At 67.8% G+C, this 23,097-nt stretch carries 21 protein-coding genes; 11 read left to right on the top strand and 10 right to left on the bottom strand.

From position 1 onward, the window contains the following. Positions 1-22 precede the first annotated feature (22 nt). A complete protein-coding gene (locus HND92_RS00755; RefSeq protein ID WP_172205235.1) occupies positions 23-940 on the bottom strand; it encodes an SDR family NAD(P)-dependent oxidoreductase in 918 nt (305 codons plus the stop codon). A 193-nt stretch (positions 941-1,133) separates the two neighbouring features. Between HND92_RS00755 and HND92_RS00750 the strand changes: the two genes are divergently transcribed. The 3 genes from HND92_RS00750 (at position 1,134) to HND92_RS00740 (ending at position 4,655) form a co-directional block, all read left to right on the top strand. Further along, a complete protein-coding gene (locus tag HND92_RS00750; protein WP_172205232.1) occupies positions 1,134-2,039 on the top strand; it encodes a MaoC family dehydratase N-terminal domain-containing protein in 906 nt (301 codons plus the stop codon). A gap of 71 nt (positions 2,040-2,110) precedes the next feature. Beyond that, complete coding sequence (locus HND92_RS00745; RefSeq protein WP_172209116.1) at positions 2,111-3,271, top strand: acyl-CoA dehydrogenase family protein; 1,161 nt, start codon at positions 2,111-2,113, stop codon at positions 3,269-3,271. Positions 3,272-3,464: 193 nt separating this feature from the next. After that, the gene (locus HND92_RS00740; protein WP_172205229.1) at positions 3,465-4,655 is read left to right on the top strand and encodes a CaiB/BaiF CoA-transferase family protein; all 1,191 of its coding nucleotides are present in this window, start codon (positions 3,465-3,467) and stop codon (positions 4,653-4,655) included. 43 nt (positions 4,656-4,698) lie between these two features. On the opposite strand, the gene HND92_RS00735 is transcribed toward HND92_RS00740, so the two are convergent. Continuing rightward, positions 4,699-5,778 (bottom strand): IS630 family transposase, encoded by a 1,080-nt coding sequence (locus HND92_RS00735; protein ID WP_005801445.1) that lies wholly within the window; start codon positions 5,776-5,778, stop codon positions 4,699-4,701. A 377-nt stretch (positions 5,779-6,155) separates the two neighbouring features. Between HND92_RS00735 and HND92_RS00730 the strand changes: the two genes are divergently transcribed. From HND92_RS00730 to HND92_RS00710, 5 genes are all read left to right on the top strand, one after another. Next, positions 6,156-7,520 (top strand): MmgE/PrpD family protein, encoded by a 1,365-nt coding sequence (locus HND92_RS00730; protein WP_172205225.1) that lies wholly within the window; start codon positions 6,156-6,158, stop codon positions 7,518-7,520. Positions 7,521-7,608: 88 nt separating this feature from the next. Then, positions 7,609-8,616 (top strand): tripartite tricarboxylate transporter substrate-binding protein, encoded by a 1,008-nt coding sequence (locus HND92_RS00725; protein WP_172205222.1) that lies wholly within the window; start codon positions 7,609-7,611, stop codon positions 8,614-8,616. 63 nt (positions 8,617-8,679) lie between these two features. Further along, a complete protein-coding gene (locus HND92_RS00720; protein ID WP_172205219.1) occupies positions 8,680-9,057 on the top strand; it encodes a VOC family protein in 378 nt (125 codons plus the stop codon). A gap of 45 nt (positions 9,058-9,102) precedes the next feature. Then, positions 9,103-9,972: a CoA ester lyase gene (locus HND92_RS00715; protein WP_172205214.1), complete on the top strand. Its 870-nt coding sequence runs from the start codon at positions 9,103-9,105 to the stop codon at positions 9,970-9,972. An 82-nt stretch (positions 9,973-10,054) separates the two neighbouring features. Next, complete coding sequence (locus HND92_RS00710) at positions 10,055-11,278, top strand: MFS transporter (RefSeq protein WP_172205211.1); 1,224 nt, start codon at positions 10,055-10,057, stop codon at positions 11,276-11,278. A gap of 36 nt (positions 11,279-11,314) precedes the next feature. Here HND92_RS00710 and HND92_RS00705 read toward each other — a convergent pair whose 3' ends face one another. The 8 genes from HND92_RS00705 to HND92_RS00670 all read right to left on the bottom strand — a co-directional run bounded on the left by HND92_RS00705 (position 11,315) and on the right by HND92_RS00670 (position 18,970). Then, complete coding sequence (locus tag HND92_RS00705) at positions 11,315-12,427, bottom strand: CaiB/BaiF CoA-transferase family protein (protein ID WP_172205208.1); 1,113 nt, start codon at positions 12,425-12,427, stop codon at positions 11,315-11,317. Positions 12,428-12,470: 43 nt separating this feature from the next. Beyond that, positions 12,471-13,259 (bottom strand): IclR family transcriptional regulator, encoded by a 789-nt coding sequence (locus tag HND92_RS00700; protein ID WP_371814828.1) that lies wholly within the window; start codon positions 13,257-13,259, stop codon positions 12,471-12,473. Between the two features lie 40 nt (positions 13,260-13,299). Beyond that, the gene (locus HND92_RS00695) at positions 13,300-14,094 is read right to left on the bottom strand and encodes an enoyl-CoA hydratase/isomerase family protein (protein ID WP_172205202.1); all 795 of its coding nucleotides are present in this window, start codon (positions 14,092-14,094) and stop codon (positions 13,300-13,302) included. Continuing rightward, a complete protein-coding gene (locus tag HND92_RS00690) occupies positions 14,091-14,897 on the bottom strand; it encodes an SDR family oxidoreductase (RefSeq protein WP_011803578.1) in 807 nt (268 codons plus the stop codon). The genes HND92_RS00695 and HND92_RS00690 overlap by 4 nt, the downstream gene beginning before the upstream one ends. Before the next feature lie 12 nt (positions 14,898-14,909). Next, a complete protein-coding gene (locus HND92_RS00685; RefSeq protein ID WP_172205199.1) occupies positions 14,910-15,908 on the bottom strand; it encodes a tripartite tricarboxylate transporter substrate binding protein in 999 nt (332 codons plus the stop codon). Positions 15,909-16,007: 99 nt separating this feature from the next. Then, positions 16,008-16,772, bottom strand: coding sequence for a crotonase/enoyl-CoA hydratase family protein (locus HND92_RS00680; RefSeq protein WP_172205196.1), 765 nt, complete (start codon positions 16,770-16,772; stop codon positions 16,008-16,010). Between the two features lie 186 nt (positions 16,773-16,958). Then, complete coding sequence (locus tag HND92_RS00675; RefSeq protein WP_172205193.1) at positions 16,959-17,726, bottom strand: SDR family NAD(P)-dependent oxidoreductase; 768 nt, start codon at positions 17,724-17,726, stop codon at positions 16,959-16,961. A 65-nt stretch (positions 17,727-17,791) separates the two neighbouring features. Further along, positions 17,792-18,970, bottom strand: coding sequence for a thiolase family protein (locus tag HND92_RS00670; RefSeq protein ID WP_172205190.1), 1,179 nt, complete (start codon positions 18,968-18,970; stop codon positions 17,792-17,794). Between the two features lie 209 nt (positions 18,971-19,179). Between HND92_RS00670 and HND92_RS00665 the strand changes: the two genes are divergently transcribed. From HND92_RS00665 to HND92_RS00655, 3 genes are all read left to right on the top strand, one after another. After that, the gene (locus HND92_RS00665; RefSeq protein ID WP_172209114.1) at positions 19,180-20,754 is read left to right on the top strand and encodes an AMP-binding protein; all 1,575 of its coding nucleotides are present in this window, start codon (positions 19,180-19,182) and stop codon (positions 20,752-20,754) included. Positions 20,755-20,826: 72 nt separating this feature from the next. Beyond that, positions 20,827-21,981 carry an acyl-CoA dehydrogenase family protein gene (locus HND92_RS00660; RefSeq protein WP_172205187.1) on the top strand — a complete coding sequence of 385 codons (1,155 nt, stop codon included), beginning with the start codon at positions 20,827-20,829 and terminating at the stop codon, positions 21,979-21,981. 44 nt (positions 21,982-22,025) lie between these two features. Beyond that, positions 22,026-23,012 (top strand): tripartite tricarboxylate transporter substrate binding protein, encoded by a 987-nt coding sequence (locus tag HND92_RS00655; RefSeq protein ID WP_012655225.1) that lies wholly within the window; start codon positions 22,026-22,028, stop codon positions 23,010-23,012. Positions 23,013-23,097 lie beyond the last annotated feature (85 nt).

Here is a 23,097-nt window from a genome sequence, read left to right as displayed (position 1 = left end):
GCGCCTCAGGGGGTTGTCTCTGTCACACAGGATCCCAGGAGAACACGTCGCCCGAGCGCTCCATGGGCACGAACGAGCTCTTGAGCGCGGGCATGCCGTGCTCGGCGATGAACTCGGGCGTCCAGCCTTCGCTGCGGTGCACCGAGCGCAGGGGGCGCGGCTGGCTCATCAGGAAGATTTCGTTGTTGCGCACGGCGAAGACCTGGGCGTTCACGTCCTGGGCCTGGTCCGACAGCAGGTACACGGCCAGCGGGGCGATCTTGTTGGGCGTCATCTGCTGGATCTTGGCCACGCGCGCCCGCTGCTCGGGCGTGTCGGTGGGGATCGAGCCGATCATGCGGCTCCACGCGAAGGGCGCGATGCAGTTGGAGCGCACGTGGAACTTCTGCATGTCCAGCGCGATGGACTTGGACAGCGCCACCAGCCCCAGCTTGGCCGCGCTGTAGTTGGCCTGGCCGAAGTTGCCGATCAGGCCCGAGGTGGAGGTCATGTGCACGAAGGCGCCGCTCTCCTGCTCCTTGAAATGGTTGGCGGCCGCGCGGCTCATGTAGTAACTGCCGTACAGGTGCACCTTGAGCACGGCGTCCCACTCGTCCAGGCTCATCTTGTGGAAGAACCGGTCGCGCAGGATGCCCGCGTTGTTGACCACGCCGTCGATGCGGCCGAAGTGGTCCAGCGCGCACTGGATGATGCGGCCCGCCGCGGCGGCCTCGGCCACGCTGTCCATGTTGGCCACGGCCTGGCCGCCGGCGGCCTTGATCTCCTCGACCACCTTCTGCGCGGGGCCGGCGTCGGTGCCTTCGCCCGTGGTGGAGGTGCCGATGTCGTTCACCACCACCTTGGCCCCGGCGGCGGCCAGCGCCAGCGCCATGTCGCGCCCGATGCCGCCGCCAGCCCCCGTCACCACCACCACCTTGTCCTGCACCATCTTCTGCGCCATGTCTGTCGTCCTTTGTTTGCGATAGGAAATCAATGGCTGCGAGCATGACGGCAAAGGGCCGCCCGCGCTATTCGGCAATCGCAAGGGCGGGCTTCGGCCCCATGAAAGCGGCGCGAAGACCCCGGGGGCTTCATGGGCGACGAAGAGGCGCTTTCACAAACGCGGATTGCGCAGGGGCCTGCGAGGCCGCACGATGGCGACCATGACCGAAACCACCATCGACACCGCCCAGCTCGCGCACCTGCAGACCTGGCAGGGCCAAAGCGAAACCCTGAGCGACACCCTCACGGCCACGCCCATCGCGGCGCTGTCGGCCACGCTGGACCGCGACGACCCCGCGCCGGCCCCTGGCACCACCGTGCCGCCGCTGTGGCACTGGCTGTACTTCCTGCCGCATGCGCGCCAGAGCGAGATCGGCCCGGACGGGCACCCCAAGCGCGGGGGCTTTCTGCCGCCCGTGCCGCTGCCGCGCCGCATGTGGGCGGGCGGGCGCCTGCGCTGGGAAATGCGGGGAGATGGTGCCAACCCGCTGCAGGTGGGCCAGCAGGTGCAGCGCACCTCCACCATCCAGTCCGTCAAGCACAAGGCGGGGCGCTCGGGTGAGCTGCTCTTCGTGCTGGTGGAGCACCAGTACCGCAACGCGCAGGGCCTGGCGCTCACCGAGGAGCACGACATCGTCTACCGCAGCGCCGCCCAGCCCGGCGACCCGGCGCCCACGCCGCAAAAGCCGCCGCTGGAGGGCCAGGCCGCCTGGTCGCGCACCATCGTGCCCGACGACGTGCTGCTGTTTCGCTACTCCGCGCTCACCTTCAACGGCCACCGCATCCATTACGACCGCAAGTACGTGACCGAGGTCGAGGGCTACCCCGGCCTGATCGTGCACGGCCCGCTGATCGCCACGCTGCTGCTGGACCTGCTGCGCCGCAGCCTGCCCGGCGCGCAGGTGCTCACGTTCGACTTCCGCGCCGTGCGACCGACGTTCGACCTGCACCCGTTCAGCGTGCACGGCAAGCCCTCCAGCGACGGCAAGACCGTGGAGCTGTGGGCCCAGGACCACGAGGGCTGGCTGACCATGCAGGGCACGGCCACGTTGGCCTGAACACTACCAAATCCATAGCTGCTGGCGCTTGCTGCATCAGCGCCAGAGACTAAAAACACTTGAAATCCACCATGATCCACCAGCCCGACCAGTACCAGGAAATCCGCGACGCCGTGCGCGCTCTGTGCGCCCAGTACCCTGACGAATACTTCCGCAAGGTCGATGAGGCCCGCGCCTACCCTGAGGCCTTTGTCGATGCCCTGACCCAGGCCGGCTGGATGGCCGCACTGATTCCGCAGGAGTACGGCGGCTCGGGCCTGACCATGGCCGAGGCCTCGGTCATCATGGAAGAGATCAACCGCAGCGGCGGCAACTCCGGCGCCTGCCACGGCCAGATGTACGTGATGAACGCCATCGTGCGCAGCGGCAGCGAAGCGCAAAAGCAGAAATACCTGCCCATGATTGCCTCGGGCGAGCTGCGCATCCAGTCCATGGGCGTGACCGAGCCCACCACGGGCAGCGACACCACCAAGCTCAAGACCAGCGCCGTCAGGAAAGACGGCCGCTGGGTCATCAACGGCCAGAAGGTCTGGATCTCGCGCATCCAGCACAGCGATCTGATGATTTTGCTGGCGCGCACCACGCCCGCCGACCAGGTGAAAAAGCGCTCCGACGGCCTGTCGTGCTTCCTGATCGACCTGCACCAGGCGATTGGCAACGGCCTCACCGTGCGCCCCATCCTGAACATGGTCAACCACGAGACCAACGAACTGTTCTTCGACAACCTCGAGATCCCCGAGGACGCGCTGCTGGGCGAAGAAGGCAAGGGCTTCAAGACCCTGCTGGACGGCCTGAACGCCGAGCGCACGCTGATCGCCGCCGAGTGCATTGGCGATGGCTACTGGTTCATCGACCGGGCCAGCAAATACGCCAAGGAGCGCGTGGTGTTCAACCGCCCCATCGGCCAGAACCAGGGCGTGCAGTTCCCGATTGCCGATGCCTTCATCGAGCTGGAAGCCGCCAACCTGATGCGCTGGAAGGCCTGCGAGAAGATTGACGCCCACCAGAACGCGGGCGCCGAGGCCAACATGGCCAAGTACCTGGCGGCCAAGGCCAGCTGGGAAGCGGCCAACGTCTGCCTGCAGACCCACGGCGGCTTTGGCTTCGCGTGCGAGTACGACATCGAGCGCAAATTCCGCGAGACGCGCCTGTACCAGGTGGCGCCGATTTCGACCAACATGATCTACAGCTACGTGGCCGAGCACATCCTGGGCTTGCCCCGTTCGTTCTGACGTGCGACACCCCCCTGTGGCGCTTCGCGCCTTCCCCCCGCTCTCGCAGCGCTACGCGCTGCGGGCAGGGGGACGACGCCCTCGCTGCGGGGCGGCGCGGCCGGCCCAGGCCCTTGCTCGGCGTCCGCTGGTGTGGGTCGCGCCAGTTTCGAACGTCGCGGGCAGCGCCACCGCTCGATAGAAGTCCTGAGATATGAATCCAAACATCCGCCCCCTTGACGGCATCACCGTCGTCTCGCTGGAACACGCGGTGGCCGCGCCGTTCTGCACGCGCCAGCTGGCCGACCTGGGCGCGCGCGTCATCAAGGTGGAGCGCCCCGGCAGCGGCGACTTCGCGCGTGGCTACGACCAGCGCGTGAAGGGCCAGTCGTCGCACTTCACCTGGATCAACCGCAGCAAGGAGAGCCTGGCGCTCGATGTGAAGCAGCCCCAGGCCAAGGCCGCGCTGCTGCAACTGCTCAAGACCGCCGACGTGCTGGTGCAGAACCTCGCGCCCGGCGCCGCCGCACGCATGGGCCTGTCGTACGAAGCCCTGAAGGCGCACAACCCCAAGCTCATCGTGTGCGACATCAGCGGCTACGGCGCGGACGGCCCGTACCGCGACAAGAAGGCCTACGACCTGCTGATCCAGAGCGAGGCGGGGTTTCTGTCCGTCACCGGCACGCCCGAGACGCCATCCAAGTCCGGCATCTCGGTGGCCGACATTGCCGCGGGCATGTATGCCTACACCAACATCCTGTCGGCCCTGCTGCTGCGCGGCAAGACGGGCGAGGGCAGCCACATCGACGTGTCCATGCTCGAAGCCATGGGCGAGTGGATGGGCTATCCGATGTACTACGCCTTCGACGGCGCGCCGCCGCCGCCGCGCACCGGCGCATCGCACGCCAGCATCTACCCCTATGGCCCGTTCGTGGCGGGCGATGGCAAGACGGTGATGCTGGGCCTGCAGAACGAGCGCGAATGGAAGGCCTTTTGCGACGCCGTGCTGCAGCGCCCCGAAGTGGCCACGGACGCGCGTTTTGACAGCAACGGCCAGCGCAACGCCCACCGCGACGCGCTGCAGGCGCTGATCCTGCAAGAGTTCTCCACGCTCAGCGCCGCCCAGGTCGTCGAGCGGCTGGACCAAGCGGGCATCGCCAACGCCCGCGTGAACGACATGGCCGACCTGTGGGCGCACCCGCAGCTGGCCGCACGCCAGCGCTGGATCGAAGTGGATTCCCCCGTGGGCCGCATCCCGGCGCTGCTGCCGCCCGGCGTGAACAGCGCGTTCGATTACCGCATGGATGCCGTGCCCGCCGTGGGCCAGCACAACGCCGCCATCCTGGCCGAGCTGGGCTGGAGCGCCGAGCAGATCGACGCCCTGCAGGCACCGCAACCTCTTTGACGCAAAAACCATAGCTGCTAGTGTGGTGTCTCAAAAGTAATCATCAAATAATGGTACTCGCTGCCCGCGCCACAGATGCCAAGATGGTGTCCGCACTTTTATGCCACACGAACGGCTTGGGATCCTCGTTGTGACGATCAATGTATTCCCGTATGGATTGCTCCAGCTGAGCAACGCTGGTGTGGGCGCTGCGCTTGATCCACTGCTCGCTGATCTGGCTAAAGAAACGCTCGACCAGATTGAGCCAGGACGCTGAGGTGGGCGTGAAGTGAACGTGGTAGCGAGGATGGGCTGCTAGCCAGGCCCGCACTGCCTGCGTCTTGTGCGTGCCGTAGTTGTCCATGATCAGGTGGATGTCTTGTTCGCCAGGCACCGCTGCATCGATGGCTTTGAGGAACTGCAGGAATTCCACACTGCGGTGACGGCGCTTGAGCTGTCCTATGACTTTGCCAGTGGCCACATCCAGCGCTGCAAACAGCGACGTTGTGCCATGGCGCTTGTAATCGTGCGTGCGCGTGCTGGGTTTGCCAAACGTCAGTGGTAACCCTGGTTGGGTGCGATCCAGAGCCTGGATCTGGCTCTTCTCGTCCACGCACAGCACCAAGGCGCGATCGGGTGGTGCCATATACAGCCCCACCACATCCCGTACCTTGTCCACGAAATGGGGATCCGTCGATAGCTTGAAGGTTTCTTGCAGGTGCGGCTTCAGCCCAAAGGCATGCCAGATGCGCTGCACCGTCGCGGGCGATACGCCAGCGTGCCGACTCATCTGGCGCACGCTCCAGTGCGTGGCGTTGTCAGGCTTGCTCTGGCGAACCTTGTCCACAATGAGCTGAACCTGCTCGTCGCCCACACTGCGCGGGCGGCCAGCGCGCGGGGCATCGGTCAAACCCGCCAGACGATACGCCCGGTAGCGCCGCCGCCACTTGGAGACAGTTTGCACCGTCGTGCCCAAGCGTTGGGCAATCATGGTGCCCGACTCCCCATCTGCGCAGCCCAGCACGATTCGCATGCGCAGCTTCTCGTCCTCGGGCGCTTTGCGTACGCGCAGTCGCGCATGCAGCTCTGCGCGCTCGGCATCGGTGATCTGCAGCTTCGTGGCGGGGCGTCCAGGGTGGGCCATCAGCGTAGTCTCCTATAAGGAAGCTGATTCGACCAACACCGGTCAAAATAGTTCTATCTATTTTTGAGACACCACACTAGGGCCTGTTCACACTATTTTTGCCAGATGCGTTGCGATCAAAAAGGGCCAGGCGCAAGGCGCCAAACGAAGCTGGGGTGCTACCCCAGCGAGGCTTGGCAACGCCGCGAATGGCCCTTTTTGATCGCAACCCGGAGGGAACGGAGTGAAAACCGCGCCATTCGTCGTTGCCCTCCTAGCCAAGGCCCCGGCCTTGGCGTCGTCACGCGCCTAGATTGGCGCGGTTTTCACGCCATTCGCACTGGCAAAAATAGTGTGAACAGGCCCTAGCGCTTGATACGCCTGCCCGGGAGCCCGAAATGAAGCAAGAAACCCAAGTCACCATCCATCCCCTGGCCCAGTTTGCCGCCACGCTGCAGTGGAGCGACGTGCCCGCACCCGTGCAGCGCCGCACCGAAGACCTGTGGGTGGACTGGTTCGGCTCCGTGCTGGCCGGCTGCCGCGCCCGGCCCGTGGCCAGCATCACGCGCTTTGCCCTGTCGCAAGGCCCTGCCAGCGGCCCGGCCGAGGTTGTCGGCCACGGCGCCACCAGCAGCCCCATGATGGCCGCGCTGGCCAATGCCGCGGCCAGCCATGTGGCCGAGCAGGACGATGTGCACAACGGCTCGGTGTTCCACCCGGCGGCCGTGGTCTTTCCGCCCGCGCTGGCCGTGGCGCAAAGCATCGGCGCCAGCGGCGCGCAGCTCATGGCGGCCTGCGTGGCGGGCTATGAGGTCGGCATCCGCGTGGGCGAATTCTTGGGCCGCAGCCATTACAAGGTGTTCCACACCACGGCCACGGCCGGCACGCTGGCGGCAGCCGCTGCCGTGGGGCGCCTGCTGGAGCTCACGCCCGCGCAGATGCAGCACGCCTTTGGCTCGGCCGGCACGCAGTCGGCGGGGCTGTGGGAATTTTTGCGCACCGCGGCCGACAGCAAGCAGCTGCACACGGCCCACGCCGCCGCGGCCGGCCTGATGGCCGCCTACCTGGCCCAGGACGGCTTCACCGGCGCGCAGGACATCTTCACCGGGCCGCAGGGCCTGGCCGCGGGCATGTCCAGCGATGCCAACCCGGCCAAGCTCACCGAGGGCCTGGGCACCCGCTGGGCCACGGCCGAGACATCGTTCAAGTGGCATGCCTCGTGCCGCCATACGCACCCTGCCGCCGACGCGCTGCAGCAGGTGATGCGCGAGCACGGCCTGGCGCCCGCCGACATCGCACAGGTGACCTGCCATGTGCACCAGGGTGCCATCGACGTGCTGGGGCCGGTGGTCTCGCCCACCACGGTGCACCAGTCCAAGTTCTCCATGGGCACGGTGCTGGCACTGGCCGCACGCTTTGGCCATGCGGGTTTGACCGAATTCGACGAGCAGTTCCTGGCCCCGGACACTGTGACCTTGCGCGAGAAGGTGCGCATGGTGCTGGACCCGGAGGTGGACGCTGCTTACCCGCAGCGCTGGATCGGCAAGGTCACCGTGCAGACGACCGACGGCCGCACGCTGGCCGGGCGCGTGGAAGAGCCCAAGGGCGACCCCGGCAACACCCTCTCGCGCGAGGAACTCACGGCCAAGGCCCTGCGCCTGGCCGCCTACGGCGGCGCGGTGTCCGATGCGCAGGCTCGGGCGGCCGTGCAGCGCCTGTGGCAAGTACAGGAGTGGCCGCGCACGCAGCATCTGCTGGGCTGACCGGCGGTCCCGCCTGCGCCGCGGCCCATGATCCCCCCAGGGGCGCAGAAGACGCCCCCTTCACCACCACCGACAAGGAGACACACGCATGACCGCACGCTTCATCCCGATTTCCCGGCGCACCCCCTTCGGCGCCATCGCCGCGGCCTGCGCGGCGATGGCCTTGGGCGGCCCTGCCGCCGCCAACACCTGGCCTGAAAAGAGTGTCACCCTGGTCGTGCCCTACAGCGCAGGCGGGCCCACCGACGTGGTGGCGCGCCTGCTGGCCGTACCCATGGGCCAGTCGCTGGGCCAGACGGTGGTGGTGGAGAACACCGTGGGCGCGGGCGGCACGCTGGCGCCCGCGCGCATCGTGCGCTCCAAGCCCGACGGCTACACCATCCTGATCCATCACATGGGCATGGCCACGGCCCCGGCGCTGTACAAGAAGCTGCCCTATGACCCCCTCAAGGACTTCGAGTACATCGGCCAGGTGCTGGACGTGCCCATGACGCTGCTGTCGCGCAAGGACTTCCCCGCCAACACCTTCCCCGAGCTGCTGGACTACGTGAAGAAGAACCAGGACAAGGTGTCGCTGGCAAACGCAGGCGTGGGTGCCGTGTCGCAGCTGTGCGGCATGCTGTTCATGCACCAGGTGGGCGTGAAGCTGACCACCGTGCCCTACAAGGGCGCCGGCCCGGCCATGAACGACCTGATGGGCGGCCAGGTGGACCTGCTGTGCGACCAGACCACGCAGACCGCCCCGGTGATCCAGGATGGCAAGCGCGCCAAGGTGTTCGGCGTGACCACGCCGCAGCGCCTGGCATCCATGCCCAACATTCCCACGCTGGACGAGCAGGGCCTCAAGGGCTTCGACGTGAAGGTGTGGCACGGCATGTACGCCCCCAAGGGCACGCCCAAGGACGTGATCGAGAAGCTCAACAAGGCGCTGAACGTGGCGATCAAGGACGAGAACGTGAAAAAGCGCATCGCCGAGTTGAGCTCCGACCTGGTCTCGCCCGACAAGGCCACGCCCGAAGGCCTGCGCAAGCACCTGGCGGCCGAGGTGGCGCGCTGGGACAAGGTCATCAAGGCCGCCGGCGTGAGCGCCGAGTAATCTCGCCCGTTTTGCCCCGGCTGGCTCGCTGCCGGCCGGGGCGCTTGCACCACAAGGCACCCCATGATCGACCGGCTGGACCACCTCGTGCTCACCACCGCCCATGAGGCGCAGTGCGTGCACTTCTACAGCACCGTGCTGGGCATGGCGCTGCAGACCTTTGGCGAAGGCCGCAAGGCCTTTGTGTTCAACGGGCAGAAGATCAACCTGCACATCCAGGGCCGCGAGTTCGAGCCCAAGGCCCAGCACCCCCTGCCGGGCGCGCTGGACCTGTGCTTCATTGCGTCCATCCCGCTGGCGCAGGTGCAGCAGCGCCTGGCCGAGCACGGCATTGCCATCGAGTGCGGCCCGGTGCAGCGCACCGGCGCGCGCGGCCCCATCCGCTCGGTCTACGTGCGCGACCCGGACCACAACCTGATCGAAATCTCCGAATACGCCTGACCCGCGCTGTTCCCGCCTTCCTGCTTCCCTGCTTCCCTGCTTCCCATGACCGACTCCGTGCGCCACGCCTGCTCCTTCCTCTTCGTTCCCGCCACCCAGCCCGAGCGGCTGCCCAAGGCCCTGGCCAGCGGCGCCGACCTGGTGATTGCCGACTGGGAGGACGCCGTGGCCCCCGCAGACAAGGAACGCGCCCGCACCGCCCTGGCCGATGCGCTGACCGCCCTGCCGGCCCCGCAGCGCGCACGGCTGCTGGTGCGCATCAACAGCGAGGCAACCCCCTGGTTTGCGGCCGATCTGCAGGCGTTGGCACGACTCACCGCCCAGGGCCTGGCCGGCGCCGTGGTGCCCAAGGCCGAGCGCGCGCAGACCCTGCAGGCCGTGGCCCGGGCCGCCGGGCCGCAGGCTGCGCTGGTGCCGCTGGTGGAAAGCGTGGCGGGCCTGGCGGCCGCCGACGCGCTGGCTGCCGCGCCCCAGGTAGCGCGGCTGGCCTTCGGGCATCTCGACTTCCAGGTGGACGCAGGCATGGCCTGCGCCGAAGACGAGCAGGAGTTGCTGCCCGTGCGCATGGCCCTGGTGCTGGCCTCGCGCCGCGCGGGGCTGGCCGCGCCCATCGACGGCGTGACGGTGGACACGCGCAATCCCGAGCGCATGGGCCGCGATGCCGAGCGCGCGCGGCGCATGGGCTTTGGCGGCAAGCTGTGCATCCACCCGGCGCAGGTGCCAGTGCTGCATGCCGCGTTCGACCCCGATGAGGCCGCCGTGACCCATGCGCAGCGCGTGCGGCAGGCGCTGGAGCAGGCGGGCGGCGGCGTGTGCGTGCTGGACGGCCGCATGGTCGATGCACCGGTGCTGGCGCAGGCCGAGCAGACCTTGCTGCGCCACGCGCGGGCGCTGCAGCGCCTGGCGAGGGTCTGAAGGCCCGCTCCGGTTTCGTGCCTGCAGCTGTGCCGCGCGCCGGCACAATCACCGGCGTGCCCCTACCGTCATTCCTCCCTCGATGAGACTCTCCCGTACACAACCGCTGTGGGTCATGCTGCTCACGCTGCTGTCGGGCTTTGCGCTGAGCCAGGCTTACCGCACCACCACCGCCATCGTGGCCCAGGGCCTGCAGGCAGATTTCGGCCTGCAGGCTTCCTCGTTGGGGGCGTTTGCCGGACTGTTTGGTTTGTCGTTCGGCATTGCGCAACTGCTGATGGGCATCGCACTGGACCGCTACGGCCTGCGCCGCACGGTGCTGGTGGCTGCGCCCCTGGGCATCGCTGGTGCGGCCCTGTCTGCGCTGGCGCCCAGCTATGGCTGGCTGATGGTCGGTCAGGTGCTGATCGGGGTGGGCTATTCACCCGCCTTCGTGGCCTGCACGCTGTTCATTGCGCGCTATTTCGCGGCCGACCGGTTTGCCTTTTTCTCGGGCCTGAGCATGGGCCTGGGCGGGCTGGGGTTGCTGTTCACCGGCACACCGCTGGCCTGGGTGGTGCAGCACTGGGGCTGGCGTGCCGGCTTTGGCCTGCTGGCAGGCCTGAGCCTGCTGTCGTGGCTGTTGATTTATGCGCTGGTGCATGAACCGGCACGTGCCGATACCGCACACCGTCCAGCCAGCAGCTGGGGGGAAGCGCTGACGGGCATGGGACGGCTCTTTACCGTGCCACACACCTGGGGCATCGTGATCCTCGGCATGTCGTGCTATGCGGCCTTTTTGTCGCTGCGCGGTCTGTGGCTGGGGCCTCTGCTGATCGACCGCTACGGTTTTTCGCTGGTGGACAGTGGCAACGTGGCGCTGGTGTTGTCGCTGATTGCGCTGTTCACCCCCGCCGCTTTCGGCCGCATGGACCCGGGCCCCGCCCGGCGCCGCACCTGGGTGGGCCGCGCTTCGCTGTCGATGGCCGGCCTGTTCGCCATCATGGCCTGGGTCAACAACGCCCAGGCCACGGTGGCGCTGATGATCGCGATGGGACTGCTGTCAGGCTACAGCATCTTGCAATATGCCGACGTGCGCTCGTCCTACCCCAACGAACAGACGGGGCGCGCCCTGTCTCTCTACACCATGGCCATGTTTCTGGGGGTGGCGCTGATGCAATCGCTGACCGGCGCCGTGGCCGCCTGGGCCACCAGCGCCGGGCTGGAGCCCTACCGCGCGGTGTTGCTGTGCATCGCCGCCTGGCTGGCGCTGGCTTCGCTGGCCTTCAGGCTGCTGCCAGCGTCCGCGCTGCTCCAGCAACGGTAACCAGGGCCGCGCGGGAGACTGCCCCGCGCAACGTGCTCAGCGCTGGCGCCACACGGCCCGCGCGCCGGACTGGCCCAGTCCTTCCATGACCGACTGCGTATGCGCGCCGGGCGCGCAGGCCTCGCCCGGCTCGTAGGCTGCGCCATCAAAGCGGGGCGCGGGTGCCGCCTGTAGCACCCCCTGGCGTTCGGAATACACACCCCGCGCACGCATGTGCGGGTGCTGCGCCGCCTCGACGGGGCTGAGCACGACGCCAAAACAGGCGTCGGTGGGCTCCAGCAGCGCCTGCCAGTGCGCACGCGGCCGCGCCAGGAACAGCGCGGCCAGCCGCGCGCGGCGCACCGGCCAGGCGGCCTTGTCCCATTGCGACCCGGTGAAATCGGGGTCCTCGGCCAGCCCCAGCACCTGCAGCAGCAGGGTGTAGAACTGCGGCTCGATAGCGCCCACGGTGACGTAATGGCCGTCGGCGCAGACATAGGTGTCGTAGAAGGGCGCGCTGTCGTGGATGCTCTGGCCGCGCACATCGGCCACCAGGCCGCTCTGGCGCGCACTCAGCATCAGGTTCAGCATATGGGCCGAGCCGTCCACGATGGCTGCGTCCACCACCGTGCCGCGGCCCGTGGCGCGCGCCTGCACGATGCCCGACAGCAGCCCCGTCATCAGGTACATGGCACCGCCGCCGATGTCGCCAAGCACGGCGAAAGGCGAGACGGGCCGCGCGCCCGCCGGACTGCAGCCCCACAGCGCGCCGCTGACGGCGGCATAGTTCGTGTCGTGCCCCGCACGCGGTGCCAACGGTCCGCTCTGGCCCCAGCCCGTCATGCGCCCGTACACCAGGCGCGGGTTGACCGCCATGCACTCCTCGGGGCCCAGACCCAGGCGCTCCATCACGCCAGGGCGCATGCCCTCGATGAGCGCATCGGCCTCGGCCACCAGGGCCAGCACCAGCTGGCGCCCCTCCTCGGTCTTGAGGTCGGCAAACACCGAGCGCTTGCCGCGATTGAGCAAGGCGCCGGTCGTCTCGCGGCCCTTCGTCTCGCGCACTACGGAAATGACGTCCGCACCCAGGTCGGCCAGGTGCATCGCACAAAACGGCCCCGGCCCCAGGCCGCCAATCTCCAGTACGCGCACGCTGTCCAGAACCTTCACGATGTCTCCTTGGTAGATGTTGTATGGGTGGCGGGCGCGGGTATCAGGTGAGGCCGGAGGCCCCGAGCACGCTCTCCACCGAGCGCACCAGCGTGCGCAGGCGCGGGCCCAGGTCTGTCTCCAGCCGGGCGTACATGGGGCTGAACACCGGGACCGAGACGGCGAACACCCAGAGTTCCCCGTCCTGCGGCTGCGACATGGGCACGGCGATGGATTCGATCTCGCGGTGCAGGTCGCCGTGGCTGCGGCAAAAACCGTGGCGCGCAAAGTCGTCGCGCGCGTCCGTCAGGCGCTGCTCCAGCCACGCGGCGCGCTGCGGGTCGTTGCGCTGCAGGTCCTGCAGGTAGGCCTTGCGCTCATCCTCGGCCATGCCCAACAGATAGGCGCGGCCCGTGGCCGTGCGCGACAGCGAGATGGGCACGCCGATTTCCTGGCGGAACACGGTGTTGCCCATGCCGTTGGCCAGCTCCACCATGCACAACCGGCGCTTGTGGCCCACGGCCAGCTGCACCTGCCCCTCGGTCAGGTCGGCCAGCGCCTGCATGTGCGGCCGGGCGAACTGGCGCAGGGCCATGCGCGTGAGCACGGGCGAGGACAACTGCAGCAGGCCCAGGCCGGGCACGTATTTGGACAGCCGCTCCGAATAGCGCAGCAGGCCCAGCTCGCACAGCGTGTCCGTCAGGCGAAACAGCGTGGGCTTGGGCAGGCGGGTCAGGTCCATCAGCTCCTTGGCGCTGAGTTCCTGGCACTTGCTGGAGAAGCACCGCAATATGGAAACGCCACGCACCAGGGCGCTGACCAGTTTGCCGTCCGGATCTGCGTTCACGTTCACATTGACCTCAAAAAGCTTGAGATTTTCACCTGTTTCAAAGTCAGGTCTGCGGCCACTGGAAGGGCATCGGCCTTTTCTCCAGGAAGCAGCGCACGGCCTCGCGGTGCTCGGGCGTGCCCATGGCCAGGGCCTGGGCGTTGGCCTCCTGCTCCAGCAACGACGGCAGGTCGCTCGCGGCCAGCGCGAGCGAGCGTTTGATCAGGCTCAGCGCCACGGGCGACGCGCCCACGAAGCTGCGCGCAATCGCCTGGGCGCGGACCTGCAGCGCATCGGGCTCTACCAGTTCGGTGGCAATGCCCAGGCGCAGCGCCTCGTCGGCCTGCACCTCGCGGCCCGATAGCATGAACTCTCGCGCACGCTGCACGCCCACCACGCGCGGCAGGGTGTAGAACGCCGCGCAGTCCGGCACCACGCCCACGCGGATGAACGACATGGCAAAGCGCGCGCGGGTGCTGGCGATGATGAAGTCCGCCGCCAGCGCCAGGCTGAAGCCCGCGCCATAGGCCGCGCCATCGACGGCAGCAATCACCGGCTTGTCCAGCAGCATCAGGTCCTTGAGCCAGTCGTGCAGGCAGCTCAGGCGCTGGCGCCAGCCGCCGTTGTCCAGCCCGCTGGCGGCGATGTTGGAGAGGTCGCCGCCCGAGCAGAAATGCGCGCCCGCGCCCGTCAGCACCAGCGCGCGGATGGCCGGGTCGGCCTGCACCTGGCGCACCACCGCGGCCATCTCCACGCGCATGGCGGGGTCGAAGGCGTTGCGCTTGGTGGGGTTGCTCAGGGTCAGCGTGGCCACGCCGTCCTGCACCTCGAAAACGATGCGCTCGTATACCTGGCTCATGCCGCGCTCCGCGGCACGTACGACGCGCGCATGTCGCGCCCGCCGCGCAGCGACGATCCGCCGTCCACCGGGATGACGGCGCCCGTCACGTAGCCCGCCTGCGGCGACGAGAGGAACAGCGCCATGTTCGCAATGTCATCGAGCGTGCCCATGCGCTGCAGCGGCACGGTGGCCACGGCATTCGCCAGCGCCTCGGGCGTGGGCGCCAGGCGCCGCATGCCCTCGGTGTCACCGATCGGACCGGGCGCGATGGCGTTCACGCGCACGCCCACCTCGCCCCATTCCATGGCCAGCACGCGCGTCATCATGTCGATGCCGGCCTTGGCGGCGCAGGCGTGCACCTGGTACATGGTGGGGTTCACGCCCTGCGGCGCCGAGATGTTGATGACGCTGGCGCCCGGTTTCTTGAGCATCGGGTACGCCAGGCGCAGCACGTGGAAGCTGCCGTTCAGGTCGATGTCGATCACGGTCTTGAAGCCGTTGGGCGACAGGTCGGCCGCGGGCGCGATGAAGTTGCCCGCTGCGCCGGAGATCAGCACGTCGATGTCACCGAACTGCGCATGCGCCTGGCGCAGCGCGGCGTCCACCGCAGCGGGGTCGCGCACGTCGGCACTGATGCCCAGCGCCTGCGCCCCCAGCGCGCGCAGGCCTTCGGCCGCCTGCTGCACCTTGTCGGGCGAGCGGCTCATGACCACCACGTGGGCGCCCGCGCGTGCAAACGCCTGGGCGATGCCGAGGTTGATGCCGCTGGTGCCGCCGGCCACGAAGACGTGGCGGCCAGCGAAGGAGGAGGACTCAGCCATGGCGCCCTCCTTTCAGTCCAGCTGCAGCTTCTGGCTGCGGATCAAGTCGCCCCAGTCCTGCCGGTCGCGCTCCACGATCTTCGAGAACTGCTCGCTCGCCATGCCCCCGGGGCGGCCGCCCAGCTCGCGGTAGCGTTGGACCACGGCCGGGTCCTGCAGCACGGCGACGAGGTTGTCGGTGAGCTTCTTCACGACGGCCGGCGGCGTCTTGGCGGGCACGAAGAAGCCCATCCAGCCCACCTTGTCGAAGTCCTTCATGCCCAGCTCGGTCATGGTGGGCACGTCGGGCAGCTCGGGCTCGCGCGTGGAGCCGGTCACGGCCAGCGCGCGCAGCTTGCCATCCTTCACATGGCCCAGCGACCCCGTGAGGTTGTCGAACATGAACTGGGTCTCGCCGGCCACGATGGCCATGGTGGCAGGCGCCGACCCCTTGTAGGGCACATGCACCACGTCCACCCCCGCACTCTGGCGCAGCAGCTCGCCCATCAGGTGCGTGGTCTGGCCCACGCCCGCTGACGAAAAGGCCAGCTTGCCCGGCTCGCGCTTGGCAGTAGCGACAAGCTCCTTCAGGCTCTTGATGGGCGACTTCACCGGCACGACCAGCACGTTGGCGAACGAGATCATGTCGGTCAGCGCCACGAAGTCCTCGGCCTTGTAGGGGAGCTTCTGATAGGCGGTGTAGTTGATGGCGTTGGAGCCGGTGTTGCCCACCAGCACGGTGTAACCGTCGGCCGGCGCGCGCGCCACGAGGCTGCTGCCCAGCGAGCCGCCCGCGCCGGGCTTGTTGTCCACCACGATGGGCTGGCCCAACCGCTCGCTGAGCTTTTGCGCCATGAAGCGCACGGGCGTGTCGGTGGTGCCGCCGGCCGCGCCGGGCACGACGAAGGTGATAGGGCGTGTGGGCCAGGCGGCGTCGGCCCGCGCGGGGTGCGACGCCGTCAGGGCGGCCAGGCCCAGCAGGGCGCTGGCGCCCGCCAGGCGCAGCGCTTGGCGGTGATGGTGGAAAGGCATGTTTTGTCTCCTTCGGTCCTGGTAGTGTTGGGCTGTCAATTGCTATTTAATAGATAGCGCATTGCGCTTTATGGACGGGCGTTTGAGCCTCTTATTTCATCAAACACCTTGCCAGACAGGTGGGCGCTTTTCGGCAAAGGCCGTGGCCCCTTCGCGTGCGTCTTGCGAGGCGAATACCGGCGCGGTGATGACGGCCTGACGCTCGAACATCTCGGCCTGCGACCAGTCGGCCGACTCCTGCGCCACGCGCTTGCTGGCGATCAGCGCCAGCGGGCCATTGGCCGCCACGGCCTGGGCCAGTTCCAGCGCTGTTTCCAGTGCCTGGCCGGGCTCGACCAGGCGATTGACCAGGCCGTGGGCATGGGCGCGTTCCGCGCCGAACATGTCGCCAGTGAGGATGCATTCCATGGCGATGTGGTAGGGCAGCCGCTTTGGCAGGCGCAGCAGGCCGCCGGCAGAGGCCGCCAGGCCGCGCTTGACCTCGGGCAGGCCGAACTTGGCTGTGCGGGCGGCCACGATCAGGTCGCAGGCCAGCACCAGCTCAAAGCCGCCGGCAAGCGCGTAGCCCTCGACGGCGGCGATCAGCGGCTTGTGCGGCGGCTTTTGCGTGAGGCCGCAAAAACCCCGCCCAGCGATGCTGGGGCGCTTGCCCTGCAAGAAGCCCTTGAGATCCATGCCCGCGCAGAAGGTGCCGCCAGCTCCGGTGACGATGCCGACTTGCAGGGCCGGGTTGCTGTCCAGCTCATCCAGCGCGGCGGCCATGGCCTCGGCCATCTCCAGCGTGGCGGCGTTGCGCGCCTCGGGGTTGCTCAGCGTCATGATTTGCACGTTGCCGCGCACTTCGACCAATACCGTGGATGTCATCAAAAAATCCTTTCAACTCTTCGCGGCGTTGTTCACCGCATTGCGTAGCCCCGACCTCTGAAACTGGCGCTGCCCAGACCAAGGCAGCCGCGCAAGGGCCGCCCCGCCGCGCTGGCTGCGTCCCCCTTCCCGGAGCGCGAAGCGCGCAGAGAGAAGGGGGAAGGCGCGTAGCGCCTCAGGGGGTTGTCACCTCGGCGCCATGCGAATGGCCCCATCGAGGCGGATGGTCTCGCCGTTGAGCATGGGGTTCTCCAGGATGTGCAGGGCGGTCAGCGCGTATTCCGAGGGGTGGCCCAGGCGTGCCGGGTGGGGCACCGACGCGCCCAGCGACTGGCGCACGGCCTCGGGCAGCTTGGCCAGGATGGGCGTATCGAACAGGCCCGGTGCGATGGTGCACACGCGGATGAACTTGGAGGCCAGGTCGCGCGCCGCCACGATGGTCATGCCAATCACGCCGGCCTTGGACGAGGCATAGGGAATCTGGCCGATCTGCCCCTCGTAACCCGCCACCGAGGCGGTGAGCACGCACACGCCGCGCTCGCCGTCGATCGGCTCGTTCTTGGCCATGGCAACGGCCGCCAGGCGCAGCGTGTTGAAGGTGCCGATCTGGTTCACGCGGATGATGTTGATGTACTTCTCCAGCGAGCCGGGGCTGCCGTCCTTTTCGATCAGGCGCACCGGGCCGCCGATGCCCGCGCAATGCACCAGCGCGCGGAAGTTGCCGAACGCCTCGGCCGCGGCGATGGCCTGCTGCATCTGGCCTTCGTCGGACACATCGGCCTTCACATAGCGCAGGCGGCCGGCGTATTGCTGTTCCATGGCCTGGCCGCGCTCGTCGTTCAGGTCCACGGCCACCACGTTCAGGCCACGCTCCAGCAGCGCGATGGCCGAGGCCTCGCCCAGGCCCGAGACCCCGCCCGTGACGAGGGCGGTCATTCCTTGTTGCAGCTTCATGCTTCTTTCCTCATTATGGCTTGCGACGCCCGTCCATCAAGCGCCAGCAGCTATCAAATCAATAGTTACAGACGTTCGATGATGGTGGCGTTGGCCATGCCGCCGGCCTCGCACATGGACTGCAGGCCGTAGCGCTGGCCGCTGTCTTCCAGGGCGTGCAGCATGGTGGTCATCAGGCGCAGGCCCGAGGCGCCCAGCGGGTGGCCCAGGGCAATGGCACCGCCGCGCGGGTTCAGGCGCTCGCCGTCGGCCTTCAACTCCTTCTGCCAGGCCAGGGGCACGGAGGCGAAGGCCTCGTTGATCTCGTAGTGGTGGATGTCGTCCAGCTTCATCTTGGCCTTGGCCAGCACGCGCTGCGTGGCCGGGATGGGCGCGGTGAGCATGTACAGCGGGTCGTCGCCCACCACGTCGAAGGCCACGAAACGCGCACGGGGACGCAGGCCCAGTTGCTGGGCACGCTGCTCGCTCATGATGAGCATGGCGCTGGCGCCGTCGGTCATCTGCGAGGCGTTGCCGGCCGTGGTGGCCCACTGGATCTGCGGGAACCGCGCGGACAGCTCCTCGTTCTCGAACACGGCCTTCAGGCCGGCGAGCTTTTCCACCGTGGTGCCGGCGCGGATGGTCTCGTCTGCCGTCACGCGGCCGGCGGGGGTGTCGATGCCCACGATCTCGCGCGCAAAGCCTCCGCTGGACTGCGCCGCGTGGGCACGCTGGTGCGAGCGCGCGGCATAGGTGTCCAGCGCGGTGCGGTCCAGGCCCCATTGGGCAGCCACCAGGTCGGCCGAGACACCCTGCCCCACCAGGCCGGGGGCGTAGCGGGCGTCAAAGCGCGGGCCGGTGGTGTTCTTGCCCATGCGCGAGCTGCCCATGGGCACGCGGCTCATGGACTCCACGCCGCAGGCGATCACGATGTCCTGCGTGCCCGCCATGATGGCCTGCGCCGCGAAGTGCACGGCCTGCTGGCTGGAGCCGCACTTGCGGTCGATGGTGGTGGAGGGCACGTGCGCAGGCAGGCCCGCGGCCAGCCAGGCCAGGCGCCCGGGCGTGCCCGCCTGCTCGCCGGCTTGGCTCACGCAGCCGCAGATCACGTCGTCCACCGTGCCGGGATCCAACTGGTTACGCGCGACCAGTTGCTCCAGCACCTGCGAGAGCAGGTCCACAGGATGCACCTCGGCCAGTGCGCCATCGGGCTTGGCCCGGGCCATGGGGCTGCGGATGGCATCGACGATGACGGGAATATTCATGATGACTCCATGTGTTTATGAGACAAATGATCCATTAAAAATGATTTTCAGCCGGTTTGAATGTGCTGAAGACCGTGTTTACCCGATGTGTTTTGGTCTGTACGCCTGAAAAAATCGTTTCACACAACATTTTTGTGAGACATGCATTTCGCATTTTTGGGTGACTCCAGTCCCCATGGCGGCGCACCGAGGAGCAACGGGTGACAGGTATGCAGGACTTCTTTGGCCGCGCGGCGGCATCTCCCGACCGGGTGGTACTGGTCATGGCCGAGACAGGCGCGCGCTTCACCGCCGGCGAAGTGGCGCAACGCGCCCTGGCGATGGCACAGTGGCTCCACACCCAGGGTCTGCAGGCGGGCGAACGCTTCGCGGTGGTGCTGGAAAACCGCGTCGAGATCCTGGCGCTGGCGCTGGCGGCCCGGCAGGCCGGCCTGTATGCCGCCGTGCTCAGCACGCACCTGACACCGGCCGAGGTGGCCTACATCGTGCAGGACTGTGGCGCGCGGCTGGTGGTGGCGTCCGCCAAGACCCTGCCCCAGCTGGCCGAGTTGCAGGCCCACCATCCCCTGCCCTGTTGGACGGTGGACGAGGCCCCTGCGCAAGCCGCGTCGGTGCAGGCCCCATCGCTACAGGCCGCGCTCGACGCCCTGCAGGGGCCGCCTGCGGACTTCGCCGACCGACCGCTGGGGCGCGATCTGCTGTATTCCTCGGGCACCACGGGCCGGCCCAAGGGCGTGCTCAAGCCCCTGTGGTCCGCCCACCTGCGCGGCCAGACCGACCCCGAGGCACTGGGCACGGCGCGCATCATGGGCATGGGCGAAGACACTGTGTACCTCTCGCCCGCGCCGCTGTACCACGCCGCGCCGCTGCGCTACACGCTGCGCGTGCTGGAGCTGGGCGGGCAGGCCGTGATCATGGAGCGCTTTGACGCCGAGACCGCCCTGGCCCTCATCGAGCGCTACCGCGTCACCCACAGCCAGTGGGTGCCCACCATGTTTGGCCGCATGCTCAAGCTGCCCGAGGCCGTGCGTCGGCGCTACGACCTGTCCAGCCACCGCGTGGCCATCCACGCCGCCGCGCCCTGCCCCGTGGATGTGAAGCACGCCATGCTCGACTGGTGGGGCGACATCCTCATGGAGTACTACGCGGGCTCCGAGGGCTGCGGCACGACGATGATCAACTCGGCCGAGTGGCGCCGGCGCCCCGGCTCGGTGGGCCGCCCCACCACGGGCCGGCTGCACATCGTGGGTGACGACGGGCAGGAGCTGCCCGCGGGCGAGATCGGACAGGTGTACTTCTCGGGCGGCGGACAGTTCAGCTACCTCAACGACGAGGAGAAGACGCGCCAGGCCATCAACGAGCGTGGCTGGATCACCTATGGCGACATCGGCCATGTGGATGCCGAGGGCTACCTTTACTTAAGCGACCGGCGCGCAGACCTGATCCTCTCGGGGGGCGTCAACCTGTACCCGCAGGAGATCGAGAACGCCCTGATGCGCCACCCCGACGTGTACGAGGTGGCCGTGGTGGGCGTACCCCACCCCGACTTTGGCGAGCAGCCCCTGGCAGCCGTGGTGCTGCGCCACGGCGCGCAGGCCTCGCTGGACACGGCACGCGCCATTGCCGCCCAGGCGGCCGAAGTGCTGGCGCGCATGAAGCTGCCCCAGCGCGTGGTGTTCGTCGATGCGCTGCCGCGCCTGGAGACCGGCAAGCTGCTGCGCCGCAAGCTGAAGGAGCGCTTTCGTGACGAGCCGCAGGCGGGTTTTGCCCTGCGAGACTCCTGAAACCATAGCTACTAGCGCTTACCAGATAAGCGCTAAAGCCCATTTAGACATTCAGACCCTGAGACACCGACCATGCAAGACCTGATCCAGCGCACCGTTTTCCGTGAAGACCATGAACAGTTCCGTGACGCCGTGCGCCACTTCTTCGACAAGGAAATCGTGCCGCACCTGGCCGACTGGGAGCGCAACGGCATCGTGCCCAAGGAAGTGTGGCGCAAGGCCGGCCGCGAAGGGCTGCTCAACACCATGCTGCCCGAGCCCTACGGCAGCGGCGGTGACTTCGGCCACGCGGCCGTGCTGATCGAGGAAGTGGGCCGCACCAACGCCACGGCGCTGGGCTTTCCGCTGCACTCGGACATCGTGGCACCCTACATCTACGCCTACGGCAACCAGGAGCAGCACGACCGCTGGCTGCCCAAGATGGCCGCCGGCGAAATGATCGGCGCCATTGCCATGACCGAGCCCGGCGCGGGCAGCGACCTGAAGTCCGTGCGCACCACCGCCAAACTGGTCAAGAGCAGCGAAGGCGACCACTACCTCATCAACGGTGCCAAGACCTTCATCACCAACGGCATCAATTCCGAGATCGTGATCGTGGTCTGCAAGACCGCGCCCGACCTGGGTGCCAAGGGCGTGTCGCTGATCGTGGTGGAAGAGGGCACGCCGGGTTTCAGCAAGGGCCGCAAGCTGGAAAAGATCGGCCTGATGGGGCAGGACACCTCCGAGCTGTTCTTTGACAACGTGAAGGTGCCCGTGGGCAACCTGCTGGGCGAAGAGAACATGGGCTTCAAGTACCTGATGCAGGAGCTGGCCCAGGAGCGCCTGGTGGTGGCGGTGCGCGCGGCCCGCTGCATCGAGTCCTTCCTGCAAAAGACCATCGACTACACGCGCGAGCGCAAGGCCTTCGGCCAGACCGTGTTCGAGTTCCAGAACACGCGCTTCAAGCTGGCCGAGGCCAAGGCGCAGGCCACCATGCTGCGCACGTTCGTCGACGAATGCATGAGGCTGCACATGCAGCGCAAGCTGACGCCCGAGCGCGCCGCCATGGTCAAGCTCAACGCCACGGCGCTGCAGAACAAGCTGCTCGACGAGTTCCTGCAACTGCACGGCGGCTACGGCTACATGACCGAATACCAGGTGGGCCGCGCCTGGACCGATGCCCGCATCGGCCGCATCTACGGCGGCAGCGACGAGATCATGAAGGAAATCATCGCCCGCACGCTGTAGCACGAGCCATTCCCTTTCCACATAAAACCCAAGGAGACAACACCATGGCATTCACCCGGCGCAAGACCCTGGGCCAATGGCTGCCCCTGATCGCCCTGGCCGCCACGTGCGGCGTGGGCGCCGCACAGGCGCAGGACCATTACCCGAGCAAACCCATCCGCGTCATCGTGCCCTATCCGGCCGGCGGCGGCACGGACATCATTGCCCGCCTGATCGGCACGCAGCTGTCCCAGCGCCTGGGCCAGGCCGTGGTGGTGGAAAACAAGCCCGGGGCCAGCGGCATCCTGGGCAACGACACCGTGGCCAAGGCGCCCGGCGACGGCTACACGGTGCTCATGGGCATCACCACCGTGGTGCAGATCCCGGCGCTGTACAAGAAGGTGCCCTACAAGCTGAGCGACCTGGCCCCGGTGTCGCAGGTGGCCAAGTCGGCCGACCTGCTGATGGTGCCGCGCAGCTCGGGCGTGACCACGCTGCAGCAGTTCGTGGACAAGGCCAAGGCAGCCCCCGGCACGCTCAACTTCGGCAGCTACGGCAACGCCACCTCGTCGCACATGAACGGCGAGCGCTTCAAGCAAAAGGCCGGCATCGACATCACGCACATTCCCTACCAGGGCTCGGGCCCCGAGATGGCGGCCATGCTGGGCGGGCAACTGTCGCTGGCCTTCGTGGACGCCACGGCCGCCTACCCGCACATCAAGTCGGACAAGATCAACATCCTGGCCATCACCGGCGCACAGCGCCACCCGGCCCTGCCCCAGGTGCCCACCATGACCGAAGCCGGCTACCCCGGCCTGGAAGCCAACGGCTGGTTCGGCATGTTCGTGCCCGCCACCACGCCCAAGGCCATCGTGGACAAGCTGGGCAGCGAAGTGAGTTCCATCGTCAAGTCGCCCGAGCTGAACAAGCGCCTGACCGAGATGGGCCTGATCCCCGTGGGGTCCCTGCCCGACGACTTCAAGGCCCAGATCGACAAGGACGCTGCCCACTGGAAGGCCGTGGCCGAGGCCGCCAAGATCTCGATGGACTGAGATGAAACGACGCCCCCCGAGTCGCTTCGCGCCTGCCCCCGCTCTCGCATTGCTGCCATGCGGGCAGGGGACGCAGCCCTCGCTG

It is taken from the genome of Diaphorobacter sp. JS3050, assembly GCF_013154915.1.
In the GTDB taxonomy this organism is placed as follows: domain Bacteria; phylum Pseudomonadota; class Gammaproteobacteria; order Burkholderiales; family Burkholderiaceae_C; genus Diaphorobacter; species Diaphorobacter nitroreducens.
The sequence above is the reverse complement of the archived record's forward strand: the minus strand, read 5'-3'. Positions and strand labels throughout refer to the sequence as shown.

Bases quoted from the DNA above. Each gene is read 5' to 3' on its own strand.
- HND92_RS00695 (WP_172205202.1), bottom strand. From the start codon at position 14,094: ATGAGCCAGGTATACGAGCGCATCGTTTTCGAGGTGCAGGACGGCGTG.
- HND92_RS00755 (WP_172205235.1), bottom strand. From the start codon at position 940: ATGGCGCAGAAGATGGTGCAGGACAAGGTGGTGGTGGTGACGGGGGCT.
- HND92_RS00745 (WP_172209116.1), top strand. From the start codon at position 2,111: ATGATCCACCAGCCCGACCAGTACCAGGAAATCCGCGACGCCGTGCGC.
- HND92_RS00665 (WP_172209114.1), top strand. From the start codon at position 19,180: ATGCAGGACTTCTTTGGCCGCGCGGCGGCATCTCCCGACCGGGTGGTA.
- HND92_RS00730 (WP_172205225.1), top strand. From the start codon at position 6,156: ATGAAGCAAGAAACCCAAGTCACCATCCATCCCCTGGCCCAGTTTGCC.
- HND92_RS00740 (WP_172205229.1), top strand. From the start codon at position 3,465: ATGAATCCAAACATCCGCCCCCTTGACGGCATCACCGTCGTCTCGCTG.
- HND92_RS00750 (WP_172205232.1), top strand. From the start codon at position 1,134: ATGGCGACCATGACCGAAACCACCATCGACACCGCCCAGCTCGCGCAC.
- HND92_RS00685 (WP_172205199.1), bottom strand. From the start codon at position 15,908: ATGCCTTTCCACCATCACCGCCAAGCGCTGCGCCTGGCGGGCGCCAGC.
- HND92_RS00655 (WP_012655225.1), top strand. From the start codon at position 22,026: ATGGCATTCACCCGGCGCAAGACCCTGGGCCAATGGCTGCCCCTGATC.
- HND92_RS00670 (WP_172205190.1), bottom strand. From the start codon at position 18,970: ATGAATATTCCCGTCATCGTCGATGCCATCCGCAGCCCCATGGCCCGG.
- HND92_RS00680 (WP_172205196.1), bottom strand. From the start codon at position 16,772: ATGACATCCACGGTATTGGTCGAAGTGCGCGGCAACGTGCAAATCATG.
- HND92_RS00660 (WP_172205187.1), top strand. From the start codon at position 20,827: ATGCAAGACCTGATCCAGCGCACCGTTTTCCGTGAAGACCATGAACAG.
- HND92_RS00675 (WP_172205193.1), bottom strand. From the start codon at position 17,726: ATGAAGCTGCAACAAGGAATGACCGCCCTCGTCACGGGCGGGGTCTCG.
- HND92_RS00710 (WP_172205211.1), top strand. From the start codon at position 10,055: ATGAGACTCTCCCGTACACAACCGCTGTGGGTCATGCTGCTCACGCTG.
- HND92_RS00720 (WP_172205219.1), top strand. From the start codon at position 8,680: ATGATCGACCGGCTGGACCACCTCGTGCTCACCACCGCCCATGAGGCG.
- HND92_RS00735 (WP_005801445.1), bottom strand. From the start codon at position 5,778: ATGGCCCACCCTGGACGCCCCGCCACGAAGCTGCAGATCACCGATGCC.
- HND92_RS00725 (WP_172205222.1), top strand. From the start codon at position 7,609: ATGACCGCACGCTTCATCCCGATTTCCCGGCGCACCCCCTTCGGCGCC.
- HND92_RS00715 (WP_172205214.1), top strand. From the start codon at position 9,103: ATGACCGACTCCGTGCGCCACGCCTGCTCCTTCCTCTTCGTTCCCGCC.
- HND92_RS00690 (WP_011803578.1), bottom strand. From the start codon at position 14,897: ATGGCTGAGTCCTCCTCCTTCGCTGGCCGCCACGTCTTCGTGGCCGGC.